Origin of the sequence: Lacisediminihabitans changchengi (genome assembly GCF_016634425.1) — a bacterium.
Classification (GTDB): domain Bacteria; phylum Actinomycetota; class Actinomycetes; order Actinomycetales; family Microbacteriaceae; genus Lacisediminihabitans; species Lacisediminihabitans changchengi.
This window is the reverse complement of record NZ_JAEPES010000001.1, coordinates 516,445-541,846: the sequence shown is the minus strand read 5'-3', so window position 1 is coordinate 541,846 and position 25,402 is coordinate 516,445. Positions and strand designations below refer to the sequence as shown.

General features: G+C 66.9%; 20 protein-coding genes. 10 read left to right on the top strand and 10 right to left on the bottom strand.

Translation table 11 applies throughout. The annotated features are described in order from the left end of the window. Positions 1 to 10: 10 nt before the first annotated feature. On the top strand, positions 11 to 880 hold the full coding sequence (locus IV501_RS02550) for a DsbA family protein (protein ID WP_200554833.1): 870 nt from the start codon (positions 11 to 13) through the stop codon (positions 878 to 880). Positions 881 to 1,162: 282 nt separating this feature from the next. Here the strand turns inward: IV501_RS02550 and ndk are convergent, their stop codons facing one another. From ndk to IV501_RS02525, 5 genes are all read right to left on the bottom strand, one after another. Next, the gene (gene ndk / locus IV501_RS02545) at positions 1,163 to 1,579 is read right to left on the bottom strand and encodes a nucleoside-diphosphate kinase (RefSeq protein WP_200554832.1); all 417 of its coding nucleotides are present in this window, start codon (positions 1,577 to 1,579) and stop codon (positions 1,163 to 1,165) included. Between the two features lie 32 nt (positions 1,580 to 1,611). Next, positions 1,612 to 2,037 carry a DUF4233 domain-containing protein gene (locus IV501_RS02540; protein WP_200554831.1) on the bottom strand — a complete coding sequence of 142 codons (426 nt, stop codon included), beginning with the start codon at positions 2,035 to 2,037 and terminating at the stop codon, positions 1,612 to 1,614. Then, the gene (locus IV501_RS02535; protein WP_200554830.1) at positions 2,034 to 3,434 is read right to left on the bottom strand and encodes a bifunctional folylpolyglutamate synthase/dihydrofolate synthase; all 1,401 of its coding nucleotides are present in this window, start codon (positions 3,432 to 3,434) and stop codon (positions 2,034 to 2,036) included. Before IV501_RS02535 ends, IV501_RS02540 begins: the two co-directional genes overlap by 4 nt. Beyond that, on the bottom strand, positions 3,427 to 6,780 hold the full coding sequence (gene ileS / locus IV501_RS02530; RefSeq protein WP_200554829.1) for an isoleucine--tRNA ligase: 3,354 nt from the start codon (positions 6,778 to 6,780) through the stop codon (positions 3,427 to 3,429). The genes IV501_RS02535 and ileS overlap by 8 nt, the downstream gene beginning before the upstream one ends. A 318-nt stretch (positions 6,781 to 7,098) precedes the next feature. Beyond that, positions 7,099 to 7,674, bottom strand: coding sequence for a TetR/AcrR family transcriptional regulator (locus tag IV501_RS02525; protein ID WP_200554828.1), 576 nt, complete (start codon positions 7,672 to 7,674; stop codon positions 7,099 to 7,101). A 101-nt stretch (positions 7,675 to 7,775) separates the two neighbouring features. On the opposite strand from IV501_RS02525, the gene IV501_RS02520 reads away from it, so the two are divergent. From IV501_RS02520 to IV501_RS02490, 7 genes are all read left to right on the top strand, one after another. Then, positions 7,776 to 9,410 (top strand): ABC transporter substrate-binding protein, encoded by a 1,635-nt coding sequence (locus IV501_RS02520; RefSeq protein ID WP_307812141.1) that lies wholly within the window; start codon positions 7,776 to 7,778, stop codon positions 9,408 to 9,410. 4 nt (positions 9,411 to 9,414) lie between these two features. Beyond that, positions 9,415 to 10,458: an ABC transporter permease gene (locus IV501_RS02515; RefSeq protein WP_200554826.1), complete on the top strand. Its 1,044-nt coding sequence runs from the start codon at positions 9,415 to 9,417 to the stop codon at positions 10,456 to 10,458. Then, a complete protein-coding gene (locus tag IV501_RS02510; RefSeq protein ID WP_200554825.1) occupies positions 10,455 to 11,252 on the top strand; it encodes an ABC transporter permease in 798 nt (265 codons plus the stop codon). The genes IV501_RS02515 and IV501_RS02510 overlap by 4 nt, the downstream gene beginning before the upstream one ends. A gap of 26 nt (positions 11,253 to 11,278) precedes the next feature. Further along, positions 11,279 to 12,769 carry a dipeptide ABC transporter ATP-binding protein gene (locus IV501_RS02505; RefSeq protein WP_307812139.1) on the top strand — a complete coding sequence of 497 codons (1,491 nt, stop codon included), beginning with the start codon at positions 11,279 to 11,281 and terminating at the stop codon, positions 12,767 to 12,769. Between the two features lie 348 nt (positions 12,770 to 13,117). Further along, positions 13,118 to 14,482 carry a hypothetical protein gene (locus tag IV501_RS02500; RefSeq protein ID WP_200554824.1) on the top strand — a complete coding sequence of 455 codons (1,365 nt, stop codon included), beginning with the start codon at positions 13,118 to 13,120 and terminating at the stop codon, positions 14,480 to 14,482. An 87-nt stretch (positions 14,483 to 14,569) separates the two neighbouring features. Continuing rightward, the gene (gene valS, locus IV501_RS02495; RefSeq protein WP_200554823.1) at positions 14,570 to 17,158 is read left to right on the top strand and encodes a valine--tRNA ligase; all 2,589 of its coding nucleotides are present in this window, start codon (positions 14,570 to 14,572) and stop codon (positions 17,156 to 17,158) included. Then, positions 17,158 to 17,382: a hypothetical protein gene (locus IV501_RS02490; RefSeq protein WP_200554822.1), complete on the top strand. Its 225-nt coding sequence runs from the start codon at positions 17,158 to 17,160 to the stop codon at positions 17,380 to 17,382. The genes valS and IV501_RS02490 overlap by 1 nt, the downstream gene beginning before the upstream one ends. Before the next feature lie 7 nt (positions 17,383 to 17,389). Here the strand turns inward: IV501_RS02490 and IV501_RS02485 are convergent, their stop codons facing one another. The 3 genes from IV501_RS02485 to IV501_RS02475 form a co-directional block, all read right to left on the bottom strand. Beyond that, positions 17,390 to 17,677 (bottom strand): hypothetical protein, encoded by a 288-nt coding sequence (locus IV501_RS02485; RefSeq protein ID WP_200554821.1) that lies wholly within the window; start codon positions 17,675 to 17,677, stop codon positions 17,390 to 17,392. 98 nt (positions 17,678 to 17,775) lie between these two features. Beyond that, entirely contained in the window at positions 17,776 to 18,135 is a 360-nt protein-coding gene (locus IV501_RS02480) for a hypothetical protein (RefSeq protein ID WP_200554820.1), read from the bottom strand. A gap of 246 nt (positions 18,136 to 18,381) precedes the next feature. Further along, the gene (locus tag IV501_RS02475) at positions 18,382 to 19,764 is read right to left on the bottom strand and encodes a transaminase (protein WP_200554819.1); all 1,383 of its coding nucleotides are present in this window, start codon (positions 19,762 to 19,764) and stop codon (positions 18,382 to 18,384) included. Between the two features lie 126 nt (positions 19,765 to 19,890). Between IV501_RS02475 and IV501_RS02470 the strand changes: the two genes are divergently transcribed. Further along, entirely contained in the window at positions 19,891 to 21,936 is a 2,046-nt protein-coding gene (locus IV501_RS02470) for a M3 family metallopeptidase (protein WP_200554818.1), read from the top strand. Between the two features lie 61 nt (positions 21,937 to 21,997). On the opposite strand, the gene IV501_RS02465 is transcribed toward IV501_RS02470, so the two are convergent. Further along, a complete protein-coding gene (locus tag IV501_RS02465; RefSeq protein WP_200554817.1) occupies positions 21,998 to 23,191 on the bottom strand; it encodes a benzoate/H(+) symporter BenE family transporter in 1,194 nt (397 codons plus the stop codon). A gap of 57 nt (positions 23,192 to 23,248) precedes the next feature. Continuing rightward, positions 23,249 to 24,526 (bottom strand): ATP-dependent Clp protease ATP-binding subunit ClpX, encoded by a 1,278-nt coding sequence (gene clpX / locus IV501_RS02460; protein ID WP_200554816.1) that lies wholly within the window; start codon positions 24,524 to 24,526, stop codon positions 23,249 to 23,251. 240 nt (positions 24,527 to 24,766) lie between these two features. Here clpX and IV501_RS02455 point away from each other — a divergent pair, with 240 nt between their 5' ends. Then, on the top strand, positions 24,767 to 25,384 hold the full coding sequence (locus IV501_RS02455) for a hypothetical protein (protein WP_200554815.1): 618 nt from the start codon (positions 24,767 to 24,769) through the stop codon (positions 25,382 to 25,384). The last annotated feature ends 18 nt before the right edge of the window (positions 25,385 to 25,402 follow it).

Sequence of the window (25,402 nt, the reverse complement as noted above, 5' to 3'; positions counted from 1 at the left end):
GAGACAAGCAATGGCCACTCCCGGCAGCAATACCCCCGGTAAGAAGGATCGACGCGAAGACGCTCGCGAGAAAGCGCGCATCGAACGCGAGGCGGAGAAGAAACGCCAGCGTCGCAACAAGATCTTCCTACAGGGCGGTATCGGTGCCGCGGTGGTCGCCATCGTCGTGATCATCGTGCTGGTCGTCGTCGGCAACGGCGCATCGAGCGGCGGAGGCGGCGGCGGAAGCAGCAAGGGGCCCAAGAACATGGGGAGCAGCGGAATCCTGTTCAGCGGATCCGACGGGAAGCTCACTGCTGCGGTTACGCCCGCGGCGAAGATTAGCGATGCGGTGACTCCCAAGGCAGGAGACAGCAGCGATGGCGTGGCCAATATCGTAACCTACGTCGACTGGGCCTGCCCGGCGTGCCAGTCTTTCGAAAAGGCCTACGCTGCCGACATCGCTGACCTCGTGAAGTCGGGCAAAGCGACGCTTGATGTGCAGCCGGTATCAATCCTGGACCGTAACTATCAGACGAGTCGATACGCCTCCCGCGCGGCAAATGCGGCCGCGTGTGTCGCCAACTTCGCACCGGACAAATTCCTCGACGCACAAAACGTCTTCTACGACAAGCAGCCGCAAGAAGGCTCGAATGGACTGACGAATTCCCAGATCAAGAGCCTGCTGAGCGAATCGGGCGTGGGAACGGATGCGATTAACAAATGCGTCGACAACGAGACGTACAAAAAATGGGTCTCGAACGTTACGGCCAAGGTCACCTCGAACCCTGATCTGATCGACGCGACGCAGGGCGGGTTCAGCACACCGACCGTCTTCGTCGATGGCAAGCGCTGGGACTCGAAGGGCGATTTCCTCACCTTCGTGAAGCAGAACAGCTAATCCGAGTTAGCGCTTGATGGGCCGGGTTCCTTCGGGAGTCCGGCCCGTTCTTGTGCTGCCCCCGGCTGCGCCATCCCGCCCGCCCCATCCCACCCGGCGAGTCTTCACAAACGGCGGTTCGTTGCGAAACGACCCGCCGTTTGTGAAGACTCGGCGGGCGACGCGCGCTCCGGATGCACGAAACCCCCTCCGTTGTGCAGGAAATCCTGCACAACGGAGGGGGTTTGAGGGCAGACCGTGCCTAAAACGACGGGCCTAAGCGCCGTGCCTAAAGCGACGGGCCTAGAACCAGAGGGCCAGCTCGCGCTCGGCCGACTCGGGCGAGTCGGAGCCGTGCACCAGGTTCTGTTGCACCTTGAGGCCCCAGTCGCGGCCGAGGTCACCGCGGATCGTGCCGGGCGCGGCGGTGGTCGGGTCGGTCGTGCCGGCCAGCGAGCGGAAGCCCTCGATCACGCGCTCGCCCGCGATGCGCAGGGCGACGATCGGGCCACTCTCCATGAACTCCACCAGGGGCTCGTAGAACGGCTTGCCCTGGTGCTCCTCGTAGTGCTTCGCCAGCAGTTCGCGGCTCGGCTCGACGAGCTTCACGTCCACGAGCTGGTACCCCTTCGCCTCGATGCGGCGCAGGATCTCACCGGTGAGGTTACGGGAGACGCCGTCGGGCTTCACGAGGACGAGGGTTTCCTGAATGTCGGTCATTGAGACTCCTTGGTTTCGGTGGATGTGGGGGTTTAGGAGGTTTCGGTCGGCTCAGAGAAGGCGGCGTTGCGGCGGTCGAGTCGACGGCCGGTGATGACGCAGTAGATCCAGATGCCGGTGAAGATCGCGCCGACGAAGTACATGACCGGCAGCAGGAGTCCGAGGCTGATCAGAAAGGCCTGCACGACCCAACCGATCCAGACACCCCACCGGTAGCGCACGAGCCGCCCGACGAGCAGCAGCACCACGACGAGCGCCGCTCCCCCGCCGAAGGCGACGGCGGGCGGCAACACGCGCAGGCCGAAGACGACCATGACGATGAAGAAGACCAGGATCGCCTCGAGAAGCAGGGTGATCGACAGCAGCGATTCGGTGGCCGAGCGGCGACGGCGCAGGCGCGGCGCGGGAGCAGCCGGCTCGTCGAACGCTGGCTCGTCGGCTACCGGACCGTCGGTCACCGCTTCCACCCCTCGTTCGCGGAGATCACCAGCGCGTCGCCGATCAGAGTGATCGATCCGGTGATCAGCACACCGCGGCGCGGCGCGGCCTCTGCCCACTCACGGGCCTCGGCGATCGCGTCGGCTGGCTCGTCGAAGCTCCAGATCGTCTCCTCGCCCGCCGACTCGAGCACGATCTCCTGCAGTTCGTCGGCGGGAACTGCACGCTCGGAGGTCGACGAGGTGACATAGAAGCGCGTCGCGACCGTGGCGAGCGCACTCACGATGCCCCGGGCATCCTTGTCCTGCAGCACGCCGACGACGACCGCGAGCTCGTCGAAGGTGAAGTACGTGGCGATCGCCTTTGCCGCAGACAGCGCGCCGTCGGGGTTGTGCGCGGCATCGACGATCACGGTCGGCTCGATACCGATGACCTGCAGGCGACCGGGCGAGGTCGCCGATCCGATGCCTTCGGCGAGCACGTCGCCGACCAGCGGCTGGCTTCCACCGCCCAGGAACGACTCGACCGCGGCGATCGCCACGGTGGCGTTCTGAGCCTGGTGGTCGCCGAACAGGGGAAGGAAGAGGTCGGTGTAGGTGCCGGCGAGTCCGCGCACGCTGATCACCTGGCCGCCGACGGCGACGGTGTTCGACAGCAGCTCGAACGCGGTGCCCTGCACGGCGATGGTCGCCTCGCTCAGTTCCGCCGCCCGCTCCAGCTCGACGAGCGCTTCCGGCACCTGCGTCGCCGTGACGACGGATGCCGCGGGCTTGATGATCCCCGCCTTGGTGCGGGCGATCTCGGTGATGGTGTTGCCGAGCCTCGACATGTGGTCGAGGGAGATCGGGGTGAACACGGCCACCTGACCGTCGCCGACGTTGGTCGAGTCCCACTCGCCGCCGAGGCCGACCTCGATCACGGCGACGTCGACGGGCGCGTCGGCGAAACTGGCGAAGGCGAGCGCGGTGAAGGCTTCGAAGAAGCTCAGCGCCGGCTCGCCCGCTGCGGTGAGTTCGGCATCCACGATCTCCAGGTATGGCTGGATGTCGCGGTAGTTGGCGACGAAAGCCTCGTTCGAAATGGGTTCGCCGTCGATCACGATCCGCTCGTTCACCCGGACCAGGTGCGGGCTGGTGAGGAGCCCGGTGCGGAGGTCGTACGCGCGCAGGATCGATTCCGCGATGCGACTCGTCGACGTCTTGCCGTTGGTGCCGGTGATGTGGATGATCGGGTACGAGCGCTGCGGATCGCCGAGCAACTCGACCACCTTGCGCGTCGCCTCGAGGCGCGGCTGGGGGTTCGCCTCGCCGATGCGGCCGAGCAGTTCGGCATATACCGCGTCGGCTTCGCGCTGGAACAGCGCATCGTCTCCGAGCTCGGGGTCGTCGTGCAGTTCGGAATCGTGATTGTCAGACATGGATCTCTGCTCCAAAAATGGTGATCTCGACGAGCACGTCGCCGGCGTTAGCGTACTGCCCGGCGGTGACGCGCGAGCGGTGGGCACCGACCCGCCCGTGCTGAGCAGCGTAGGCCTCGACGTCTTCTCCGTCGGTGCGGTAGCCGTTGATTTCGAGGGCGAGGGTCTCGGCGGCGATGGTGGGCAGGAAGCCGGCCACGGCATCCCGATCATCGTCCGACGCGAAGTACAGCACCAGGTCGATGCGGTCGCTCACGTCGAGTCCGGCGGCCTTGCGGGTCTCCTGCACGGCGCGGGTGAGGTCGCGCGAGAGTCCCTCGGCCGCGAGCTCCGGCGTCACCTCGGTATCGAGGATGACGAAGCCGCCATCGGCCAGGAACGCGATCGCGCTCTCCCCCGCCGGCAGCTCGAACTTCAGCTCGAATTCACCAGGGAACAGCTCGAGGCCACCCACGACCACGTTCTCCCCCTGCTGCGACCAGTCGCCGGCCTTCGCCGCACCGATCGCGGCCTGCACCTGCTTGCCGATCCGAGGACCAGCGGCACGGGCGTTCACGGTGAGACTGCGGGTGATGCCGAAATTCTCCAGGCTGTGCTCGGCCAGCTCGATCGACTCGACGCTCTTCACATTCAACTCGTCGCGCAGGATGTCCGCGAAACCGTCGAGACCGCGCGGGTCGCGGGTCACCACGGTCAGCTTCGCCAGCGGCAGACGCACCCGCAGGCCCGTGGACTTGCGCACCGCCAGGCCGACGGAGACTACCTCGCGCACGCGGTCCATGGTGGCGACGAGCTCGTCGTCTTCCGGGAAGACGGATGCGTCGGGCCAGTCGGTGAGGTGAACGCTGCGGTCGCCGGTCAGACCCTTCCAGATCTTCTCGGAGACCAGCGGCAGGAGAGGGGCCGCGACGCGGGTGAGCGTCTCCAGCACCGTGTAGAGCGTGTCGAAGGCGGCACGGCCCTGCTCGGTCGAGACGTCACCCGACCAGAACCGGTCGCGGCTGCGACGCACGTACCAGTTGGTCAGCACGTCGGCGAAGTCGCGCAGGTCCGCGGCGGCGAGAGGGCTGTCGAGGGCGTCGAGGTGGGCTGTGACGTCGAGGACGAGCTGACGGGTGCGGGCGAGGAGGTAGCGGTCGAGGACATCCGTCGAGTCGGTGCGCCAGGTCGCCTGGTAGCCCGACCCTGTCGCTGCGCTCGTCGAAGGGCCTGACGCGGCGTTCGCGTACAGGCCGAAGAAGTAATACGTGTTCCAGAGCGGGAGCAGCAGCTGGCGCACGGCCTCGCGGATTCCCTCCTCGGTGACGACGAGGTTGCCGCCGCGGATCACCGAGGACGCCATGAGGAACCAGCGCATCGCATCCGAGCCGTCACGGTCGAAGACCTCGGAGACATCCGGATAGTTGCGCAGGCTCTTCGACATCTTCTGGCCGTCATTGCCGAGCACGATGCCGTGGCTGATCACGTTGGTGAACGCGGGCCGGCCGAACAGGGCGGTCGACAGCACGTGCATCACGTAGAACCAGCCGCGGGTCTGCCCGATGTACTCGACGATGAAGTCGGCCGGGTTGTGCTCCTCGAACCACTGCTGGTTCTCGAACGGGTAGTGCACCTGGGCGAAGGGCATCGAGCCGGAATCGAACCAGACGTCGAAGACATCCTCGATGCGGCGCATGGTCGAGAGGCCGGTCGGGTCGTCGGGGTTCGGGCGGGTCAGCTCGTCGATGTACGGGCGGTGCAGGTCGACCTCGCCGTCGGCATTCAGGGGCAGGCGGCCGAAGTCGCGCTCCAGCTCCTCGAGCGACCCGTAGACGTCTTCGCGCGGGTAGTTCGCGTCGTCGCTCTTCCAGACCGGGATCGGCGAACCCCAGTACCGGTTGCGCGAGACCGACCAGTCGCGGGCGTTCGACACCCACTTGCCGAACTGGCCCTCCTTGACGTTCTCGGGCACCCAGGTGATCTCCTGGTTCAGCTCTTCCATGCGGTCACGGAACTCGGTGACGCGCACGAACCAGCTGGAGACCGCCTTGTAGATCAGCGGATTCTTGCACCGCCAGCAGTGCGGGTAGCTGTGCTCGTAGCTCGCCACGCGGAGGAGGCGCCCGTCGGCACGCAGCTTCTGGGTGAGCGGCTTGTTCGCCTCGAAGACCTGGAGGCCCGCGACATCCGTGATGTTATTCAGGAATCGACCGCCGTCGTCGACCGAGATGATCACCGGGATGTCGTACCTGGCGCAGGTGAGCTGGTCGTCTTCACCGTAGGCGGGCGCCTGGTGCACGATGCCGGTTCCCTCGCCGGTGGCGACGTAGTCGGCGACGAGGATGCGCCAGGCGTTCTGCGTGCCCCAGACCTCGGTGTCGGCGTAGTAGTCCCAGAGCCGGTCGTACTCGACGCCCTCGAGCTCGGCGCCATCGACCTCGCGGCTGATGGCGGCCTTCGCGGCATCGGCCGAGTCGTAACCGAGGTCTTTCGCGTACGCACCGACGGTGTCGCTCGCGAGCAGGTATTCGGATTGACCGTCGGAAGCGCCATCCGCCGCCCCGAGCGGGCCGCTCGGCACGACCGCGTAACGGATGCCGGGGCCGACAGCGAGCGCCAGGTTCGTGGGCAGAGTCCACGGCGTCGTCGTCCAGGCCAGGGCCTTGACCGCGGTGAGGTCCAGGCTTTCCGCCTTGGCGCCGACCAGCGGGAAGGTCACCGTGACGGTCTGGTCTTGGCGCATGCGGTAGACGTCGTCATCCATCCGCAGCTCGTGGTTGGAGAGCGGCGTCTCGTCGTGCCAGCAGTACGGAAGCACCCGGAAGCCCTCGTAGGCGAGGCCCTTCGTGTGCAGCGACTTGAAGGCCCAGAGCACCGACTCCATGAACGTGGTGTCTAGGGTCTTGTAGTCGTTCTCGAAGTCGACCCAGCGGGCCTGGCGGGTGACGTAACGCTCCCACTCGGAGGTGTACTCGAGCACCGACTCGCGCGCCTTCGCGTTGAAGGTGGCGATGCCCATCTCTTCGATCTCCGACTTCTCGGTGATGCCGAGCTGTCGCATCGCCTCGAGCTCGGCGGGAAGGCCGTGGGTGTCCCAGCCGAAGCGGCGATGCACCTGCTTGCCGCGCATGGTCTGGTAGCGCGGGAACAGGTCTTTCGCGTACCCGGTCAGCAGGTGGCCGTAGTGCGGCAGGCCGTTGGCGAACGGAGGGCCGTCGTAGAAGACCCACTCCTCGCAGCCTTCGCGTCGGTCGATCGACGCCTGGAAGGTGTCGTCGCCCTTCCAGAACGCGAGGATGCCGCGCTCGACGTCGGGGAAGTTCGGGCTCGGCGTGAGCGCGTCATCCGAGTTGAGGGGGTAGGCCATCGAGTCTCCTGCGGTTGCGTCCTGTACGGGGACGACGATCTCCGCCGCGGTACCACCCCGCTTGCAACCGGCGCACCTCGTGATCACGCTGTGGTAGCGGTCACGCTGTGTTCGGAGCCACTCTGTCTGGGTTCTCCCGAACCCGGCCCGGTTCTAGTGAGCCGGCGAGCCGACCGTTCTTCCGGCGACTCCCCGGTGATGGCCGGATCGCAGTCGTTGGTTGTCAATGCTACCCGAATGGCGAGTATGACGGAGCTGCCCGACTGATCGGGTTATGCAGCAATGCCTGCACAACGGGGGTGATAGCGCGACAAGCGGCTAGACCGCGTCGAGCGCTTGGGCGACGTACTCGGAGAGCGGATGCCGCCGCACGCCCGCGCGCGCCCAGACCGTCCAGGCGGCCGAGATCGCACCGCTGACCGCATGCGCCTTCGCGAGCACGGCGAGGTCGTCGTCGGGCAGCCCCTGCTGCCGCCCGAGGAAAGACGCGATCACGTCGGCGCGTCGCGCGTACCGGGTGAGACCCGAGGAGCGTGTCTCCTCGCGAGTGCCCATCACGTCTTCCTGGGTGAGCGCGAGCGGCACCCTCTCGACGCCGATATCGGCAACGGCAGCCAGAATCGTCGCACGCAGGGCGGGGAGAGCGGCAGCATCCGGAGCCACGGCGCGTAGCTCGACCTCGAGGCGGTCGATTGCCGCATCGAGTTCGACCCACAGCAGATCACTCTTGGCACCGAAGTAATTGAAGAAGGTGTTGCGACTGACGCCGGCGCGCTGGGCGATCTGGTCGATCGTCGTGGCGCCGTAGGTGTTTTCGAGAAAGAGCTCGGCGGCCGCGTCTTCGATCAATGCGCGCGACGACGTGCGGGGGCGACCGGCCGATCTCGAGCTCATGCAGCCTCCGAGGGTGTAATACTGGACTCAGTCCAATAATAGCCTCCGCCGCCTCTCCACCTAGCGCGTCCTCATCACCAGGTCATCTACGAAAGCCCACCGTGAACCGACTCCTCCCCTCCCTCGCCACTCTTGCGGCCGCAGCACTTCTGCTCACTGGCTGCGCCGCCGGCACCCCCGACTCCTCGAGCGCGAACCCGGTGCGAGGCGGCACCCTGGTCTACGCGTCGGGCGACGCAGAACCCACCTGCCTCGACCCGCACGTCGGCGGCAACTACCCGCAGGCGCTGGTCGCCAGCCAGTACCTCGAGTCCCTGGTCTCGAAGGACAAGGCCGGGAAGATCATCCCGTGGCTTGCGACGAAGTGGACCGAATCGGCCGACGGCCTCAGCTGGGACTTCACCCTCAAGAAGGGCGTGAAGTTCACCGACGGCACCCCGCTCACCTCCGAGGCGGTCGTCGCCAACGTCGCGCACCTGCAAGACCCGAAGACGGCATCGTCCACCGGCTATCTCGCGCTGCAGAAGGTGACGAAGGTCACCGCCGTCGACAATCTCACCGCGCGCATCGACCTCAGCGCCCCCGACAGCGCCCTGCTCGACTCGCTCAGCCAGACCTGGCTCGCCATCGAGTCACCCACAGCTCTGAAGCGCACCCAGGCGGTCAACTGCGAGTCGCCCGTTGGCACCGGCCCGTTCGTGGTCACGAAGTGGAATCATCAGCAATCGATCGAGCTGACCCGCAACGATTCGTACAACTCCCCGCCGGCGGATGCTGCGCACTCGGGCCCGGCGTACCTGAAAGCCATTGAGTGGCGCTTCCTGCCCGACTCGGCCTCGCGCTATGCGGCCGTGCAGTCCGGCACCGTCGACGTGATCGACAATGTGCAACCCGACACGATCATCGCAGCCGAGAAGCAGAAGAATCTCGTGGTCGTCGACGCCCCGCGACCGGGTGCATCCAACCGCATCGAACTGAACTCGAGCATCACACCGTTCGACGACGAGAAGGTGCGGGAGGCGTTCATCCGTTCCGCCGATGTGAGCGGGGCGATCACCAGCCTGTTCTTCGACACCACGAAGCGTTCGTACTCGCCGCTGTCGAGCGTCGAGAAAGACGGCTACTCCGAACCGAAGCTCTTCGACTACGACCAGAAGGCCGCCGCGAAGCTGCTCGACGAGGCCGGGTGGACCCAGAAGAACGCGGACGGGTACCGGGTGAAAGACGGGAAGGTGCTCGAACTCGACTTCCCCGTGAGCACCAACCAGTCGATCCCGGCGGAGCAATCGCTGTTCGAGCAGCTGCAGGCCACCACCAAGCAGGCCGGGTTCAAGGTAGACCTGCATCCGCTCGACCTGTCCAGCTGGTACGGGGCGCTCGGCGAAAACCACTACAACCTGGTCAGCGCGCCGTACACGAAGGTCGGCCCCGACGTGCTGCGCATCCTGTTCGACTCCGCCGGCACCAAGCCTGCGCCGAGCGGATATTTCGCCAACCATGCCCAGATCAACGACCCTGCTTTGGACACGCTCCTGGAGAATGCGGCGGAGTCGTCTGACGCGGCCAAGCGCAGCGCCGACTACAAGAAAGCTCAGCAGATCGTGCTGGAGGGGTACTACATCCTTCCCCTCTACGACCAGCAGAATCACTACCTACTGAGCACCAAACTCACGGGTTTCCGGGCGATGCCGACCGTGTCGACCCCGACGCTGTACGACGCCTGGCTCTCGCGCTAGCACCGTGGCGCTCCCGCTCACCGCCGCCACCACCACTGCTACCACTGCCGCCGACACCGGTCGACGGCGGTCGTGGCTCCGCTGGGCGATCGCTCGGGCCGGCGGCGTGGTCTTCGTGCTCTGGGCGGTCGCCACGGTGACCTTCTTCGCCATTCGCCTGATCCCCGGGGACCCGGCCGAGGCGATCCTCGGCGGGCCGGGATCCCAAGCGAGCAAGGAAGCCCTGACGCAGGCGCGCAAGGATTACGGCCTCGACCTGCCGCTCGGCATCCAATACCTGCACTATCTCGGTCGCCTCGCGATGGGCGATCTCGGAACCTCGTATTCGCTCAAGACGCCGGTGACGACGGTGATCGGTCAGAACCTCGGGCCGACTCTGCTGCTGGCGCTGTGCTCTCTGGGCCTCGGCGTCGTCCTCGCGCTGCTGCTCGCGCTCTGGTCGTCACGCAGCGGCCGGGTCGCCGTCTCGATCGGCTCGGTGCTCGAGATCGTGGCCTCGGCGATCCCACACTTTTGGCTCGCGATAGCGTTGATCCTGCTGCTCAGCACCGGCCTCGGCTGGCTGCCCCCGGTGAGCGTTCCCGGGCCGATCGGGCTGATTCTCCCCACACTCACTCTGGCCATCCCGCTCGCCGGATTCCTCGGCCAGGTGATGCGCGAGGCTCTGCTCGACGCGCTCGCCTCCCCCTTCGTGCTCGCCGCTCGGGCGCGGGGCGAGGGCGAGGCGGGGGTGTTCTGGCGCCATGCCCTGCGGCACGCCGCGCTGCCCGCGATCGGGCTGGCCGGCTGGTCGTTCGGATCGCTGATCAGCGGGGCGGTGGTGGTCGAGACGATCTTCGCGCGCCCCGGCATCGGCCGCAGCCTGCTCTCCGCCGTGCAGGATCGGGATGTCCCGCTCGTGCTGGGCGTGGTGTTGGTCGTCGCGGTGGGCTACATGCTGGTCACAACGCTCACCGACCTCGCGGACCGGTTCGTCGACCCGCGACTTCGAGCGCCATCATTACGAGCCCGAACAGTACACGCGCGAACAGTGCGAGCGCGAACATGATGAGGCGCCCTACCGTCATCGTCTCGCTGGCCGTCCTGCTCTTCATTGCGCTCGCGGCGATCGCACCGAACCTGCTCGCGCCGGGTGACCCACTCGCCATCCACCCGACGGCGAGTTTTCTGCCGCCGTCGTTCGGGCATCCGTTCGGCACCGACGAGTCGGGGCGCGACGTCTATACCCGCATCGTTCATGGTGCCGGAGCCTCGGTGCTGATCGGCCTGACCGCGACGGCGATCGGGGTGGCACTCGCGGTGGTGCTCGGACTGCTCGCGGGGCTCGGACCGCGCTGGCTCGACTTCGGCACCACCCGATTCGTCGAGGTGCTGTTTGCCTTTCCCGGGCTGCTGTTCGCGCTGCTCTTCATCGTGATCTACGGACCGGGCGTGCTGACCTCGACCATTGCGGTGGGGCTCGCCACCGCGCCGGGCTACAGCCGCATCATCCGCAGCCGCGTGCTCGTGGTGAAGCGGGCGCCGTACCTCGAGGCATCGCTCGTGCTCGGCCGCAGCACATTCTTTCGGGTGTCTCGCCACCTGCTGCCGAACGTCGCCGGCTCACTGTTCGTGTTGGTCACGCTCGGAGTGGGCCAGTCGATCGTCTGGGCCTCGTCGCTCAGCTATCTCGGACTCGGCACCGTGCCGCCCGCCGCCGAATGGGGCGCGATGCTTTCGGCCGGTCGCACCTACATCTCCTCGTTCTGGTGGCTGACCTTCTTTCCCGGGCTCTTCATCGTGCTGACCGCCGCCGCTACCACCCTGCTCGGACGCGGACTGCAGGAGCGGGTGCGATCGTGAGCCTCCTCTCGGTGAAAAATCTCTCAGTGAGCTTCGGATCGCTCGCTGCGGTACGGGATGTCTCGTTCGACATTCCCGCCGGGGCATGCGTCGCCATCGTCGGCGAATCCGGATCGGGAAAGAGCGTCACCGCACGCACTCTCCTCGGGCTGGCCGGCCGCGGCGCTCGCGTGTCGGGGTCGATCCGGTTCGATGGCGTCGAGGTGACCGACGCCTCCCCGCGCAGCCTGCGTACTCTCCGCGGGCGGGACATCGGCTTCGTCTCGCAGGGCGCCCTCGTCGCGCTGGATCCCCTGCGCACGGTCGGTCGTGAGATCGCCGACGCGCTTCGCATTCACACGAATTCGACCGCGCGCCAGCGACAGGATCGCGTCAACGACCTATTGGACTCGGTCGGGATGCCCGCATTCCGCGCGAACCAGCGACCTGACGAGCTCTCCGGCGGCCTGCGACAGCGCGCGATCATCGCCTCAGCGATCGCCGCGGGCCCTCGCCTGCTGATCGCCGATGAGCCCACCACCGCGCTCGATGCCACCGTCACGGCCGGCATCCTCGACCTGCTGGGAGGGCTTCGAGACGCCGGCACCGCGATCCTGCTGATCAGCCACGACCTGTCGGTGGTGTCGCGGCTGGCATCCCACGTCGTCGTGATGCGCGAGGGGGTCGTGGTCGAGTCGGGGAGCACGCAGCAGGTGCTGCGGGAGCCGCGGCATCCGTACACGCAGCAATTGGTCGCGGCGGTGCCGGGCGGGCGGGCACACGACGGGATGCCGGCCGGTGAGCCGGTCGTAACGGCAACGAAGCTGACCAAGCGATTCGGGTCTCTGGTTGCGGTCGATGCCGTGTCATTCGGATTGCGCCGAGGTCGCACGCTCGGCGTGGTCGGCGAATCCGGCTCGGGAAAGACGACCCTCGCGCGGCTCACCCTGGCGCTTGAACGCCCGGACGCGGGAGCCGTCGAGCTGTTCGGCCAGCCGTGGACCGCGGTGCCCGAGCGCGAGCGCACCTCCCGGCGAGCGCGCATCGGCGCGATCTACCAGGATGCGCTGAGCTCGTTCGATCCGCGGCTGACGGTGCGGCAGATCCTCGCCGATGCGCTCGGTGGGCGACCGACGACCGCCGAGCTCGTCACCCTGGTGGAGCAGGTCGGGTTGGACGCGAGCGTGCTGCCGCGGCATCCGCGGGTCTTGTCGGGTGGCCAGCAGCAGCGGGTCGCCATCGCCCGCGCGATCGCCGCCAGACCCGATGTGATCGTCTGCGACGAACCAGTGTCGAACCTCGATGTCTCGGTGCAGGCGCAGGTACTCGCGCTGCTCGACCGCTTGCAGCGTGACCTGGGGCTGAGCTATCTATTCATCACCCACGATCTGGGCGTGGTACGGCAGGTGAGTGATGAGCTGCTCGTGATGAAAAACGGCAGTGTGGTGGAGCGCGGCGCGACCGAGACGGTGTTCGCCGCCCCGCAGCATCCATACACCCAGGCCCTTCTCGCAGCGGTGCCCGATCTGCGACGCTAGCGCCAGCAGCAGCCCCCGCGGCGTTCCCGTCCCTTCGCTTCCCCCATCCCCCTCCGCCAACAGGATGAAATGGGCGTTTTAGTCGCTCAACAGGACAGATTCGGCAATATCAAGACCGCCATCCTGTTGGCTGCAGGGGATGGTGGCTGCAGGGAATGTCGGCTGCTGGTCGGGCAGGCTGCAGGTCGGGCACGCTGCTGGTCGGACGGATGACCACACTGCCCGGCTGATCAGGCACGGAGTAACCCGCAGAGCCGCCCGCGAATAGGATTGCGAGCGGCACCCCTGCTCGATCACAGCACGTTCGCGTAGTGGGGCGCCCCGATGCCACGCGATCCGGGAGAGCCCATGAGCGACGACACCCCCACCGAAAGCTTCACCCCCGGCGAGTCCGGCGACCTCCCCACGCGGCGGGAGCGGCGCGCAGCAGAGGAAGCAGCAGCCGCGGCTGCAGCCAGCAACAACAGCCAAAACCCGAACGAGCAGGAGGCGGGACACGCGTCGACCGGCGAGCAGCCCACCACGCAGCTGCCGGTCGCGGAGCAGCTACCGGGCGAGCAGGTGGACGTCGACCCGGGAGCAGATGACCAGGCGGACGGCGGGGTCGGCACCGACATCTTCGATTTCAGCGACCCCGACGACGACGACGCCGACGCCGACGGCGACCTCGCCGAGGAGGCCACCAGCGACCCGGCCGACACCGACTCGGCCACAGCCACAGCCACAGCCACAGCCACAGCCGAGCCTGCCGTCCCTGGCCCGATGACGCAGCTGTTTACGCCTCCATCGCAGCGCGAACCGGAGGGCGAACCTCGGGATGCCGGGCTCAGCGACGAGGACGCCTCCACCGCCAACGAGATCCCAGACGAGCGGTCCGGCACCGAGTCATCCGTCACCGAGTCATCCGTCACCGACGACGGCCCCGCGACCGAGCTCTTCGCCTTTCCGGGCACCACAGCGCCCGTCGACGAACCCGCGACCCAGCGCTACGACCAGCCCTTCGGGGGCTGGCCGGCCGCCACGCGCAGCCCCGCAGACGACCAGGCCACCCGCCGGTTCGACCAGCAGCCGCCCGAAGCCTACCCGGGAGCGGGAGCGTTCGATCCCCTGTTTCCCGCCGGACCGCAGGCGACCCAGTCAGTGCCGGCGACCGAGGCGATGGGGCGCCGCACCCCACCGACCGAACCTCCGCAGTCGAAGCGCACCCTCATCATCCTGATCGTCGTCGGTGCCGTGCTCCTGGTGGCCGTCCTGGTGTTGGTGCTGCTCCTGCTGACCCGCACCATCGGCGGAGGGACCGCCGCATCGCCCTCCCCCTCAGTGACCACATCCGACACGCCATCACCCACCCCGTCGACGACGCCCTCAGCCACGCCGACACCGAGCCCGACGCCGAGCCCCACCCAGACGGCTCCGCCCGCCCCGACCAACCCGACGTTCGCGACCTTCAGCGCTCAGAGCAGCGCGGGATGCTCGTCAGACAGCGGCGACGTCGCCCTCACCTTCACCTGGGGAAGCACCGACGCGAAGACCGCGTACATCGGCGTCGGCACCACCAACGCCAAACAGGACCCGTACGCGAGCGACCTGCCGCCGACCGACACGTACACCGACCTGACCTACGACTGCTCTCAGCCGAGCCAGGTGTACACGGTGACGCTGGAGAACGCGGCAGGACTCATCACCAACCGCACGGTGACGATAACGCGCTAACGGCACGGCGGTAGAATGGCTGCAGTCCCGTCACACTCAGGCACCTCACCATCGACTCGGTGCCGCACATATCGAACCGGAGTAATCATGGCCGCCGCCATCCCAGACAAGCCCGCCCTCGAGGGGCTCGAAGCCAGATGGGGAGCACACTGGGCCTCCGACGGCACCTACCGGTTCGATCGTGACAGCGCAACGCGCGAGAACGTCTACTCGATCGACACCCCGCCGCCCACCGCCTCCGGCAGCCTGCACATCGGCCACGTGTTCAGTTACACGCACATGGACCTGCTCGCTCGCTACAACCGCATGCAGGGCAAGAGCATCTTCTACCCGATGGGCTGGGACGACAACGGTCTGCCCACCGAGCGGCGCGTTCAGAACTACTACGGTGTGCGCTGCGACCCCTCGCTTCCGTACGACCCCGACTTCGCTCCCCCGCTGCAGGGTGGTGCCAATGCTGATGGGTCCAGTTCGAGCAGCAAAGCCGCCGACCAGCTGCCGATTTCGCGACGCAACTTCACCGAGCTGTGCGAGCGCCTCACCGTCGAAGACGAGAAGCAGTTCGAGGATGTCTTCCGTCAGCTGGGTCTGAGCGTCGACTACGACCTCAGCTACCGCACGATCGGCAACGAGGCGCAGACCGCGGCCCAGCGCGCCTTCCTGCGCAACCTCGCCCGCGGCGAGGCCTACCAGGCCGACGCCCCGACCCTGTGGGATGTCACCTTCCGCACCGCCGTCGCCCAGGCCGAGCTCGAAGACAAGGAGCAGCCCGCCGCCTACCACCGCGTCGCCTTCCATGGCCCGAGCGACGACATCTTCATCGAGACCACCCGCCCCGAGTTGATCCCGGCCGCGGTCGCCCTGGTCGCGCACCCCGACGATGAGCGCTACCAGTCGCTGTTCGGCACCACCGTGCGCACTCCCCTGTTCGACGTCGAGATCCCGGTTCTCGCACACCACCTTGCCCAGAAAGACAAGGGCTCTGGCATCGCGATGATCGCGACCTTCGGTGACATCACCGACGTCACCTGGTGGCGCGAGTTGAGCCTGCCGAACCGCACCATCATCGGCCGCGACGGGCGCCTCATCGCCGACGCCCCCGACGTGATCGTGACGGATGCCGCGCGCGCAGCCTACGCGGAGCTGGCGGGCAAGACGGTGTTCAGTGCCAAGGCGAAGATCGTGGAACTGCTGCAGGCCAGCGGCGAGATGGTTGGCGAACCGCGCAAGATCACCCACCAGGTGAAGTTCTTCGAGAAAGGCGACAAGCCGCTCGAGATCGTCTCCACCCGCCAGTGGTACATCTCTAACGGTGCCCGCGATCTCGCGCTGCGCGACACCATGCTGAATCGAGGCACCGAGATCACCTTCGCCCCCGACTTTATGCGGGTGCGCTACGACAACTGGGTCGGCGGGCTCACCGGCGACTGGTTGATCTCGCGCCAGCGCTTCTTCGGGGTGCCGATCCCGGTCTGGTACGAACTCGATGCGGACGGCGAGAAGGCCGGCGTGATCGTGCCGAGCGAGGATCTGCTCCCGGTCGACCCGTCATCCGCCACCGCTCCCGGCTACGACGAGAACCAGCGCGGCGTGCCCGGCGGCTTCATCGGCGAGGTCGACATCATGGACACCTGGGCGACATCCTCACTCACCCCGCAGATCGCCGGCGGTTGGGAGCGCGACCCCGAGCTGTTCGACCTGGTCTTCCCGTACTCGCTGCGCAGCCAGGGGCAGGACATCATTCGCACCTGGCTGTTCTCCACAGTGCTGCGCGCAGAGCTCGAGCACGGCACCATCCCGTGGAAGAACGCCGGTATTTCTGGCTTCATCGTCGACCCCGACCGCAAGAAGATGTCGAAGTCGAAGGGCAACGTGGTCACCCCCGCGGCCGTTCTCGACGAGCATGGGGCGGATGCGGTGCGCTACTGGGCAGCGTCGAGTCGCCTGGGAACCGACGCGGCCTTCGATCCTCAGAACCCGAAGCAGATGAAGATCGGCCGGCGGCTCGCGATCAAGGTGCTCAACGCGGCCAAGTTCGTGTACTCGTTCCCCGAGCCCGCCTCCACGGACGCGACGATCACGAACCCGCTCGACCTCGACCTGCTTGCCGAGCTCGCGGCCGTAGTGCGCACCGCCACGGCGGCCTTCGACGACCTCGACCACGCCAAGGCACTCGAGGTGATCGAGCACCAGTTCTGGATCTTCTGCGACGACTACCTCGAGGTGGTCAAGGAGCGCGCCTATGGAGCCGCCAGCGCGGACGAGCAGGCCTCGGCCGTGCTCACCCTGCGCGGTGCCGTCGACGTGTTCCTGCGTCTGCTCGCGCCGTACCTGCCGTTCGCCACCGAAGAGGTCTGGAGCTGGACCCATGAGGGCAGCATCCACACGTCTGCATGGCCGACCGAGGCGGAACTCGCCGGTATCGCGGGCGGGACTGTGGAGCCCACGGGACTGCGAGTTCTAGTCAGTCAGGCTCTGATCGGCATCCGTCGTGCGAAGACCGACGCGAAGGCATCGCAGAAGACGATCGCGACGAGCGCGACAATCGCGGGTCCGGCGCTGCTCGCTGCCGCGGCCGAGGACCTCAAGGCGGTCGGACGCATTCAGGAACTGACCTTCACCGAAGGCGACGAGGTCGCCGTCACCGCGGTCGTGCTGGAAGAGCAGGCCGACTGATGCAGCTCGGAACCCGCTGGCCGGTCGGCGGGGAGACCCCCGCTCGCCTGCCGGACACCGTGGTCGCGGCGATCCGCGAGGTGGAGGCGGAGGTCGCCGACCTCGACACCACGAACTGGCGCTGGACGCTGACCTGGCTGGAAGGCAGGCCCATCGTCGAGTTGGACGACGGCACCGTCATCCGTCTCGGCCCCGATGGCGAAGCGACCGCCGCCCGCGACTGACGCCTGTTTAGGGCAGCCGCAGAAGCAGCGCGACCAGCGAGTGCTCGTGCAGGCGTGCTTCGCGAGCACGGTCGTTGAGCACGAGTCGCAGCTGCTCCTCGTGCGGCAGTGACACAGGCTCGGTGTGATGGCGCGCCCAGAGAAGTGCAACCAGACTGACCCGCATCACGACGCGGTCGAAACCGGAAACCCGGCGACGCTCGTTCTGCTCGAGGAGTATGGCGCGCACGTCGGCTTCCGACAGTGAAACGGCGCGAGGGACAGTGTCGCTGGCAACGGCGGCGGTGGTTGACATCTGGATCACCTCTATCTGATTGGTGGTGCTTGGTATGAAATTACGGCCCACCACCGACATTTCGGCGCGGCCGGACGGGGTGCTTTTGGCGGTCTCCATCACGGTTGCGCGACCTCTCCTGGAGTGATGTCGCCTCCTGGAGTGATGTCACCGTCGATGACGGGGAAGGCATTGAAGTGGATCTGCACCGGTCGTGAACCCGGATCGTTGCGACCGCGCAGGCTTTCGATGTGGTCGTTCATGAAGGTCTGAAATGCGTCGGTGATGCTGCCGAGTTGCGCCGGGGTGAGCCGGAGATTGATGGTCGAGAGCTCCGCGACATCCGTCCACTCCGAGCCGAGCACTTCGATGCCCTGCTCGCTGAAGTCGGTGAGCAGTTGCGCACGATTCTGCTCCCAGTTGCGCATGACGAGACGGGCGGCGGACCGAGCTGCAGGCGAGTCTGCGGCCGAACGCACGACCCTCCACCTCGCGGACGAAGCCATGCCGTTCGAGCTGGCGCAGGTGATAGCTGGTTGCCCCGCTGGACTCCCCCAGCCGTTTCATGGTGCAAAGCCAACATTGCAAAGACTCCTTTGGAAGCAATTCTTTGCAATGTTTTTGCATCGCCCCCGCAACGCCTCCAACCTCCCCTGAGTTGCATGTTCGAGTCGTTATTCCGCGCTCAAAACCACTCGAACGTGTAACTCACGAGGCTGGGAGGTTCAGGCGACGAGCTCGCCCACGATCTCGGCGAAGACAGCGAGGTGGCGGGCCACGTCGTCATCCGTCGTCGTCGGCGCCATCAGCGCCATGTTGTGGAAGGGCGTGAGCAGGATGCCGCGGTTGGCCAAGGCGAGGTGCAGATAGTCCTCGAGGTCGGCATCCGCGCTCTCGGCCGATGCCGTGCCGGTCGTCGGGTACGGCCGGGCGAACCGGTACTCCACCCGCGCACCGAGCTGTGCGACCGCCCACGGCAGGTCGTGCTCGACGATGACCGCCTCGATGCCGGCGGCGAACGTCGTGGCCCGCGCGATCATCCCCTCGAAGGCGTCGTCGGTGAGGACGTGCTGCAGCGTCGCACGCATCGCCGCGATCGATAGCGGGCTACCGGCGAGGGTGCCTCCCACCCCGCCCATGTCGATGAGGTCGAGGTCGTCTCGGGCGAGTGCGCGCTCGGCAAGCTCCTGGGAGAGTCCATACGCACCGCTCGGCACGCCGTCGGCGATCGCCTTGCCGATCACCACGATGTCGGGCTCCAACCCCCAGGCTCGTGTTGCGCCGCCGGAGCCCGCCGAGAAGGTGTGGGTCTCGTCGATGATGAGCAGGGCACCGTAGCGCCGGGTCAGCTCCCGCACCGCGGCGTGATAGCCGGGCTCGGGCAGCACGATGCCGATATTGGTGAGAGCGGGCTCGATGAGAACGGCGGCGACGTCGCCGTGCTTGAGCTGGCGTTCGAGACCGGGCAGATCGTTGATCTCGGCGACCCGGCTGGTGAGCGTGACATCCACCGGCGACCCGACATTGCCGGGGCGGCTCATGCCCTCGCCGTCTGGGCCGACCACGATGAGCGACTCGTCGACGCTGCCGTGATAGCTGTAACTGTGGAACAGGATCTTCGATCGGCCGGTCAGCGCCCGCACCAGCCGGATCGCCCAGCGGTTCGCGTCGGTCGCGGTGAGCGAGAAACTCCAGACGTCCATGCCGAAACGGCGGCTGAGTTCCGCCCCCACCCATTCGGCGTCGACGGTCGGCATCATGGTCGTGATGCCGCCGACCGTGTCGATGCGGCGGCTGACGGCATCCAGAACCGCCTGCGGCGAGTGGCCGGCCATCGCCCCGGTATCCCCGAGCGCGAAGTCGAGGTACTCATGGCCGTCGATGTCGGAGATACGACTGCCCCTGGCTGACTCGAAATAGAGCGGGAAGCCACCCGCCTTCTTGTTCATCCACGTCATCGGGACGCGCCCGAACAGATGGTCCGCGGCCGCGTATGCCTCCGCCGACCGCGGATTGCGGCGGGCGAACTCGGCGAGCTCTCGCTCGTGCAGGCGGGCCAGCGTGGCCCGATTGATGCTGGCGCGGTCGATGCTGGCCCGATTGATCATGGCATGCCCTCTCCGTACGTCGTCCACAGTGCTGTGGCTCGATGGGTCTGGCTCGATGGGTCTGGCTCGGAGCGCCGCACTCGCAGCGCCATTCTCGACCATAGGGCCGAGCCATAGGCTGTGGGGATGGCTGATCAGAATCCCTTCCTCGTTCCCAGCACGCTCCCCTACCAGCTGCCCCCGTTCGCAGACATCACCGACGATGACTACCGACCCGCGTTCGACGCCGGCTTTGCCGAGCAACTCGCGGAGGTAGCGAACATCACCCGTCGCCGGGACATGCCGACGTTCGAGAACACGCTGATCCCGCTCGAGAAGTCGGGTCAGACCCTCGAGCGGGTGGCCACGGTGTTCTTCAACAAGAGTTCGTCCGACAGCAACGACTTCACCAATGCGCTCGAAGAGGAGATCGCTCCCCTGCTGTCCGCGCACTCGGACGCGATTCGGCTGGACTCCCAGCTCTACTGGCGCATCAAGACCATCCACGACCAGCTCGCCGGGTCTGACTCGGGCAGTCTCGACCTCGATGCGGAGTCGCGCTACCTGGTCGAGCGGTACTACACGGAGTTCACTCTCGCCGGGGCGGGGCTCGACGATGAGCAGAAGGCCGCCCTGCGCGACTATAACCAGCAGCTCTCGACCCTCACCACACGATTCGAGAAGAACCTCCTCACCGACACCAACGACCTCGCCGTGGTCATCGACGATGTCGCCGACCTCGAGGGTCTCGGTGCCGGGGAGATCTCCGCGGCGGCAGAGGCCGCGAAGGAGCGTGGTCTCGACGGCAAGTATCTGATCACGCTCGTGCTGCCGACCGGACATCCGTACCTCGACGCCCTCACCGACCCCGCTGTGCGCGAACGCATCATGGCGGCATCCCGTGCGCGCGGCGGACGCGACAACGCCAACGACAACCGTCAGCTCGTGCTCGAGATCACCCGCCTGCGCGCGGAGCGGGCACGACTGCTGGGGTTCGAAAACCACGCCGCATATGTGACAGCGGATGAGACGGCCAAGACCCCGCGCGCGGTCGCCGACCTGCTCGGTCGGCTCGCCCCCATCGCCGCGCGTAACGCGCGTGCCGAGCAGGCCGACCTGCAGCAGCTCTCCGACGCGCCGATCACCGCCGCCGACTGGGCGTACTACACGAGCAAGGTGCGCCAGGCGAAGTACGACGTCGACACTGCGGCCATGCGCCCGTACTTCGAAGCCGAACGCGTTTTGCACGACGGCGTGTTCTTCGCCGCGGGCCAGGTCTACGGCGTTAGCTTCACCGAGCGCCCCGATCTCGTCGCGTACCACCCCGACGCCCGTGTCTTCGAGGTGCACGACGAGGATGGTTCGCCGGTGGGGCTGTACGTGCTCGATCTGTATACCCGCGACTCCAAGCGGGGTGGCGCGTGGATGAATCCGCTGGTCTCGCAGAACACCCTGCTCGACCAGCCGGTCGTTGTCGTCAACAACCTCAATGTGTCCAAGCCCGCAGCCAGCGAGCCGACCCTGCTCACCTACGACGAGGTGAACACCCTGTTCCACGAGTTCGGACACGCCCTGCACGGCCTGTTCGCGCGGGTGACCTATCCGAAGTTCGCCGGAACCAATGTCTTCCGCGATTTCGTCGAATTCCCGAGCCAGGTGAACGAGATGTGGATGCTGTGGCCCGAGGTTCTGGGCAACTACGCCAAGCACCACCAGACCGGCGAGCCGATGCCTCAGGACTTCGTCGACCGGATCACCGAATCATCCGCCTTCAACGAGGGATTCCAGACCAGCGAGTATCTGGCCGCCGCCATGCTCGACCAGGCCTGGCACCGCATCACCGCGGACGACACCGTCGGGGATGTCGCGGAGTTCGAGGCGGAAGCACTCGCCGACGCCGGACTCGACAACCCTGCAGTGCCCACCCGCTACTCGAGCAACTATTTCGCCCACACGTTCTCGGGCGGCTATGACGCCGGCTACTACTCCTACATCTGGAGTGAGGTTCTGGATGCCGACACTGTCGAGTGGTTCAAGGAGAACGGCGGGCTCACCCGGGCGAACGGCGACCGCTTCCGCCAGCGCCTGCTCGGCGTCGGCGGGTCGAAGGATCCGCTGGAGGCCTACCGCGACTTCCGCGGGCGCGACGCCGTGATCGAGCCGCTGTTGAAGCGTCGCGGCCTGGACGGCTGAGCCAGCCTCGCGCGTCGAACTGCCCGCGCGTCGAACTGCCCGAGATTGCTGCCGGGATCGCCTATCCGGCAGCCTTCTTGGGCAGTTCGCTAGTCGCCGAAGCCGCGGAGCGACGGCGCCAACCCAGCCACGCGTAGACGATCGCACCCACCGCGAGGCCCCAGAACGCGGACCCGACGCCCAGCACGACCACTTTGGATGCCACCACCAGAAACGTGACGATGGCACTGATGCGATGGGCGGGGTCTTCCATCGCGTTCACCACGCTGGTCACGAGAGCGCCGAGCACGGCGAGGCCCGCAACCGCGGTGATCAGCACCGTCGGTGCCGCGCTCACCAGTGCCGCCGCCACCCCCGCGGCCAGGCCGAGCGGGATGTAGAGGATCCCGTTGGTGAGGGTGGCCACCCAGCGTTTCGCCAGGTCGGGATGCGACTCCGGCCCAGACATGATCGCGGCGGTGATGGCGCCGAGGTTTATCGCGTGCGCCCCGAACAGGTTCGCTGCACCGGAGCCCAGTCCCGTCGCCACCAGGGCGTAGCGCGGCGGGCCCGCATAGCCGAAGGTCGAGAGCACAGTGAACCCCGGCACGTTCTGGCCGGCCATGGTGACGACGAACAACGGCAGACCGATGCTGAGGATCGTGAACGGGTCGAAGGTGGGCTGCACGAAGACCAGCGCTGGGCTGAGGTTTCCGCCGCTCAGCCAACCGCTGCCGGCCGAGACGAACACGGCACCGACGGCGACCGCCATCGCCGCGGGCACCGCCCACCGCGGAGCGAGTTTAAAAAGCACGAGCCAGACGATGACGACGGGAGCGGCCAGCAGCGGAAGAGTAGCGACGGCCTGGATCGGCGCGAGACAGATCGGAAACAGCACCCCGGCGAGCATCGCACTCGCGAGCGGGCGCGGAATGCGCACGATCGCGCGGCCGAGTGCCGGCCACAGCCCGCAGAGCACGATGAGAGCCGAGCTGATCAGAAAGGCGCCGACCGCGTCGGAGAAGTGCACCTCTTCGCCGCGAGCCGCCAACAGAACCGCCGCTCCCGGGGTCGACCACGCGATGGCAAGCGGGATGCGCAGCCAGAGCGACCCGACGATCGCCACGACCGCAACCGCGAGACACAGCGCAAGCAACCCCGATGACGCCTCTGCAGAGGTCGCTCCGACGGCACGGAGCCCGGCGATGACGAGAGCGAAAGAACTCGCGAAGCCGGCGACGGCAGCGACGAAACCGGCCGAGATGGGCTGCAGCATCCGCTCAGCCTAGGGCGCGCTGACGCAGCACCTCGCGGGCCAATCTAGAGGAACTGGTTACGCCGACTTTTCCTGGCGGATCGCCTTGTGAGGCACGATCGTCGGCGCGGCGTTCTCGAGCACTGCAGCGCGCGTCACGATGACCCGGGCGATCTCGTCGCTCGATGGCACGTCGAACATGATCGGCCCGAGCACCTCTTCCATGATCGACCGCAGTCCACGAGCACCGGTCTGGCGCAGCACGGCGAGGTCGGCGATGGCCTCGAGCGCATCCTGCTCGAAGTCGAGGATGACGCCGTCGAGCTCGAACATGCGCTGGTACTGACGCACCAGCGCGTTCTTCGGCTTGGTCAGGATCTCCATGAGCGCCACCTGGTCGAGCGGCGTGACGGTCGTGACGACGGGAAGACGGCCGATGAACTCGGGGATGAGTCCGAACTTGTGCAGGTCTTCGGGCAGAACCTCACCGAACAGGTTCACCTCGTCGCCCTTGCTGTGCAGCGGGGCGCCGAAGCCGATGCCCTTCTTGCCCGCGCGCTGGGAGATGATCTCCTCCAGCCCGGCGAAAGCACCGGCGACGATGAAGAGCACGTTGGTGGTGTCGACCTGGATGAACTCCTGGTGCGGATGCTTGCGGCCACCCTGCGGCGGAACCGAGGCGACCGTGCCCTCGAGGATCTTGAGCAGTGCCTGCTGCACTCCCTCACCGGAGACGTCGCGGGTGATCGACGGGTTCTCGGCCTTGCGGGCGATCTTGTCGATCTCGTCGATGTAGATGATGCCGGTCTCGGCCCGCTTGACGTCGTAGTCAGCGGCCTGGATCAGCTTGAGCAGGATGTTCTCGACGTCTTCACCGACATAGCCCGCCTCGGTGAGCGCAGTCGCATCCGCAACGGCGAAAGGCACGTTGAGGCGCTTGGCGAGCGTTTGCGCCAGGTAGGTCTTTCCGCATCCGGTCGGACCGATCAGCAGGATGTTGGACTTGGCGATCTCCACGTCGTCGATCACGGCGTCGGCCGAGGTGAGCGTGTTGCGAGCGCGGATGCGCTTGTAGTGGTTGTAGACCGCGACCGAGAGCGACTTCTTCGCCGCCTCCTGGCCGATCACATACTCCTCGAGGAAGTCGTAGATCTCGCGCGGCTTCGGCAGATCGAACTCGCTCGTCGTCTCTTCGCCGGCCTCGGCCAGACGCTCCTCGATGATCTCGTTGCACAGCTCGACGCACTCGTCACAGATGTACACGCCCGGCCCGGCGATCAACTGCTGGACCTGCTTCTGGCTCTTGCCGCAGAACGAGCACTTGAGGAGATCGGCGCTCTCGCCTATGCGTGCCATGCGGTTTCCTCCTGGTGCCCATCCACAATGCCTGACGGCCATCGCCCGAGTACGAGTAGCGGCCTTCCCGGGCCTGACAGTTGAGAACTGCCTACAGCGAAATAGTCGGTACGACGATGTATCTGGCTATGAGCCTAACCCGAGCGGGCGACACCGGGCGCACCGAGGCGTAAAGCTTCGCGGCGAGCCGCACGCGAGACGGCACTTTAGAATGAAACCCTCATGATCAACCAGCGAAGTATGAGCACACGGTGGGCGCGCTTCGCCCGCGGGTGGATCGCTGCGGTCGTCTCCGTATTCGTCGCTCTGTGCTCGCATCTGCTCGCCGGCGGGGATTCACCTGGCCTCCCCGGCATCCTGCTCTGTCTCGCCTTCGCTGGAATGATCTGCATCGCCCTTTCCGGGCGCGCGCTGTCGACCCCCAGACTCACCATCGCGGTCGGCGCGAGCCAATTCCTCTTCCACGGTGTGTTCGGGATGCTGGGCGCCGCCCCCATGTCGATCTCCGGCGGTCACATGGACATGAACCCGCAGCTGACCATGAGCGCACAGCCGATGCTCTCCCCACTGCCGCTCGCCGCAGCAGACTCGGGCATGGCGATGCCCGGCTGGATGTGGTTCGCTCACGCGGTCGCCGCCGTCATCACGGTGCTGGCCCTGCGTTTCGGGGAACGGGCCTTCTGGCAGCTTCTCGCCTTGGCATCCCCCTTGCTCCGGATGCTGCTGGCATTAGCGCGCCCGGTGCGCGTCTCGACTCCCCCGGCCTCCGTTCCCGCCGCCGACGCCATGCTGCCTCCCCGGCTCGTCGTGCTGTCCACGCACCGGCATCGGGGACCTCCCGCCCTCGCGGCGCTGTAGAGACCACCCCCCCCCCCC

Bases quoted from the DNA above. Each gene is read 5' to 3' on its own strand.
- IV501_RS02550 (WP_200554833.1), top strand. From the start codon at position 11: ATGGCCACTCCCGGCAGCAATACCCCCGGTAAGAAGGATCGACGCGAA.
- ndk (WP_200554832.1), bottom strand. From the start codon at position 1,579: ATGACCGACATTCAGGAAACCCTCGTCCTCGTGAAGCCCGACGGCGTC.
- IV501_RS02535 (WP_200554830.1), bottom strand. From the start codon at position 3,434: ATGTCTGACAATCACGATTCCGAACTGCACGACGACCCCGAGCTCGGA.
- ileS (WP_200554829.1), bottom strand. From the start codon at position 6,780: ATGGCCTACCCCCTCAACTCGGATGACGCGCTCACGCCGAGCCCGAAC.
- IV501_RS02525 (WP_200554828.1), bottom strand. From the start codon at position 7,674: ATGAGCTCGAGATCGGCCGGTCGCCCCCGCACGTCGTCGCGCGCATTG.
- IV501_RS02510 (WP_200554825.1), top strand. From the start codon at position 10,455: ATGATGAGGCGCCCTACCGTCATCGTCTCGCTGGCCGTCCTGCTCTTC.
- IV501_RS02500 (WP_200554824.1), top strand. From the start codon at position 13,118: ATGAGCGACGACACCCCCACCGAAAGCTTCACCCCCGGCGAGTCCGGC.
- valS (WP_200554823.1), top strand. From the start codon at position 14,570: ATGGCCGCCGCCATCCCAGACAAGCCCGCCCTCGAGGGGCTCGAAGCC.
- IV501_RS02490 (WP_200554822.1), top strand. From the start codon at position 17,158: ATGCAGCTCGGAACCCGCTGGCCGGTCGGCGGGGAGACCCCCGCTCGC.
- IV501_RS02485 (WP_200554821.1), bottom strand. From the start codon at position 17,677: ATGTCAACCACCGCCGCCGTTGCCAGCGACACTGTCCCTCGCGCCGTT.
- IV501_RS02475 (WP_200554819.1), bottom strand. From the start codon at position 19,764: ATGATCAATCGGGCCAGCATCGACCGCGCCAGCATCAATCGGGCCACG.
- IV501_RS02470 (WP_200554818.1), top strand. From the start codon at position 19,891: ATGGCTGATCAGAATCCCTTCCTCGTTCCCAGCACGCTCCCCTACCAG.
- IV501_RS02465 (WP_200554817.1), bottom strand. From the start codon at position 23,191: ATGCTGCAGCCCATCTCGGCCGGTTTCGTCGCTGCCGTCGCCGGCTTC.
- clpX (WP_200554816.1), bottom strand. From the start codon at position 24,526: ATGGCACGCATAGGCGAGAGCGCCGATCTCCTCAAGTGCTCGTTCTGC.
- IV501_RS02455 (WP_200554815.1), top strand. From the start codon at position 24,767: ATGAGCACACGGTGGGCGCGCTTCGCCCGCGGGTGGATCGCTGCGGTC.